Here is a 1,984-nt window from a genome sequence, read left to right on the forward strand (position 1 = left end):
ATTCCCGCCGATCGACGCCTTGTTGCGCAACTGTCCCGACGCGCCGGCCACCAGCGCCTGCGACAACACCGGGTACCGGCTCCGCACCAGCACATCGGCAGCGGTGTCGGAGTTCGCCGCCTGGGCACCGATTCGCACTCCCCCATCCGGAAGCTCCTCGATGCCCCGCAACGGAAGCCGGCTGATGTCGACCAGATGACTCGGCCGCTCGACCTCCAGCTTCATCAGATCCAGCAGATTCGTGCCGCCACTGATGAACTTCGCACCCGGCCGCGACACCGCAGCCACAGCGGCCCGGGCATCCGTCGCCCGCTCGTAGGTGAAGGACCTCATGCCGGGCCCCCTTCGGAAACGACACGGATGGCCGCGACGATGTTCGGATAGGCGGCGCACCGACAGATGTTGCCGCTCATCCGCTCGCGGATCTCCGCACCGCTCAACGCGATCTGCGGGGACGACACGTCCGCCGTGACGTGGCTGGGCCACCCCGCTACCGCTTCCGCGAGCATGCCGACGGCGGAGCAGATCTGACCGGGGGTGCAATAGCCGCACTGGAAGCCGTCGCACTCGACAAAGGCGGCCTGCACCGGGTGCAGATCGCCGGGCTCACCCAGGCCTTCGATCGTCACGATCTCGTCGTCCTCGTGCATCACGGCAAGCGCCAGACACGAGTAGATGCGCCGCCCGTTGACCAGCACCGTGCAAGCGCCGCACTGACCGTGGTCGCACCCCTTCTTCGTCCCGGTCAAGCGCAGATGCTCGCGCAGCGCGTCCAGCAGCGAGGTACGCGTATCCACCTCGAGGCGCAGCCCACGACCGTTCACGTTCAGCGTGATCGCCGAGAGTGCAACGAACTCGTCCCGGCCCCGTTCGACCTCAGTCGAAGTGCCGCCCGCCAGACCGGACGATGTCGCCCAAGCTGCGTTCTCGGTCATCGGTTCCCCTCCTGACGGCCGGATGCGAGGCGGAGTCATCGTCGCCCGATCCCACCGGATCGGGCTCACCCGCGACGGGTGAGCCGTGACCGTCCCGGCATGCGGAAGGCCGTTCGGTCTCCGGTCCTGTCTGAAGTTGATGCCGCCGTCGGCGGCGGTCTCGTCCTTGTCGCGCTGATCCCGTGCTGGCAGAGCCAGGGGTCCGGACGGGGTTGGCGTCACCGGGCTCTGGGCGCCCGGACTCGTGGTGGCCACGGTGTCAACATGGGAAGCGAGCATGCGGGGCGCGGAGCGCTGGGCGCGGTCGAGTTCGTATTCGGTTCGGCGTGGCCATGCGCCGGGCGAGCTGAGCAACCCGGCCGGGCAGGACGCGTGCGATTCGGCGGGCCGCGCCGCGGCGGCCGGCTCGAGCAGGCCGGTTGAGGACGGCTGGTGCTGCGTCGCTCCGCTCACCGGGCAAGGCCCCCTCGAACCCTGTGCGCCGGCCTGGTTGACCGTGCTTTTCCCCTGCGACGCTGTCGCGAGGACGGGGTGAGGTTCCCCCGGTAGCTCGGAGACCGACGATCATGGCCGTAGGCCGTGAAGGGAGTCTCTGTGGCAGCACCGAAGAAGTACCCCGACGAGCTGCGTGAACGCGCTGTCCGTCTCTATCGGGAGATGCACCCGCGCCCGGTGATCCGCCGGCTGGCCGAGCAGCTGGGCGTGCACCACGAGGCGTTGCGGAACTGGATCCGCCAAGACGAGGCCAACCGCGGCGAGCGCACCGACCGGCCCACCACCGAAGAGACCGAGGAACTGCGCCGACTCCGTAAGGAGAACGCCGAACTGCGCCGGGCCAACGAGATTCTGAAGGCGGCGAGCGCTTCTTTCGCCCAGGAGATGGACCCGACAAGGAAGAAGTATTGAAAGCGACCGGTTCGGAGTCGACCCGATCCTGCGCGTCCTCGGCGTCGCACCGTCGACCTTCTACGGCTGGCTCGACCGCCAACGCCACCCATCCGACCGGCAGCGAGCCGACGCGGTGGTGCTCGCAGAGATCGTGGCGATCC

At 68.6% G+C, this 1,984-nt stretch carries 4 protein-coding genes; 2 read left to right on the forward strand and 2 right to left on the reverse strand.

Annotated features, from left to right (window positions below; translation table 11 throughout):
- A partial coding sequence (locus VGP60_RS20730; protein WP_327549697.1) for an FAD binding domain-containing protein occupies positions 1–333 on the reverse strand: 333 nt, incomplete at its 3' end.
- On the reverse strand, positions 330–935 hold the full coding sequence (locus tag VGP60_RS20735) for a 2Fe-2S iron-sulfur cluster-binding protein (protein WP_327549698.1): 606 nt from the start codon (positions 933–935) through the stop codon (positions 330–332). The genes VGP60_RS20735 and VGP60_RS20730, both read right to left, overlap by 4 nt.
- Before the next feature lie 256 nt (positions 936–1,191).
- On the opposite strand from VGP60_RS20735, the gene VGP60_RS20740 reads away from it, so the two are divergent.
- Positions 1,192–1,470 carry a hypothetical protein gene (locus VGP60_RS20740; RefSeq protein WP_327549699.1) on the forward strand — a complete coding sequence of 93 codons (279 nt, stop codon included), beginning with the start codon at positions 1,192–1,194 and terminating at the stop codon, positions 1,468–1,470.
- 59 nt (positions 1,471–1,529) lie between these two features.
- Positions 1,530–1,841, forward strand: a complete 312-nt coding sequence (locus VGP60_RS20745; protein ID WP_414640383.1) for a transposase — start codon at positions 1,530–1,532, stop codon at positions 1,839–1,841.
- Positions 1,842–1,984: the final 143 nt, after the last annotated feature.

Source organism: Amycolatopsis sp., assembly GCF_036008905.1.
Lineage (GTDB): Bacteria > Actinomycetota > Actinomycetes > Mycobacteriales > Pseudonocardiaceae > Amycolatopsis.

Bases quoted from the DNA above. Each gene is read 5' to 3' on its own strand.
- VGP60_RS20735 (WP_327549698.1), bottom strand. From the start codon at position 935: ATGACCGAGAACGCAGCTTGGGCGACATCGTCCGGTCTGGCGGGCGGC.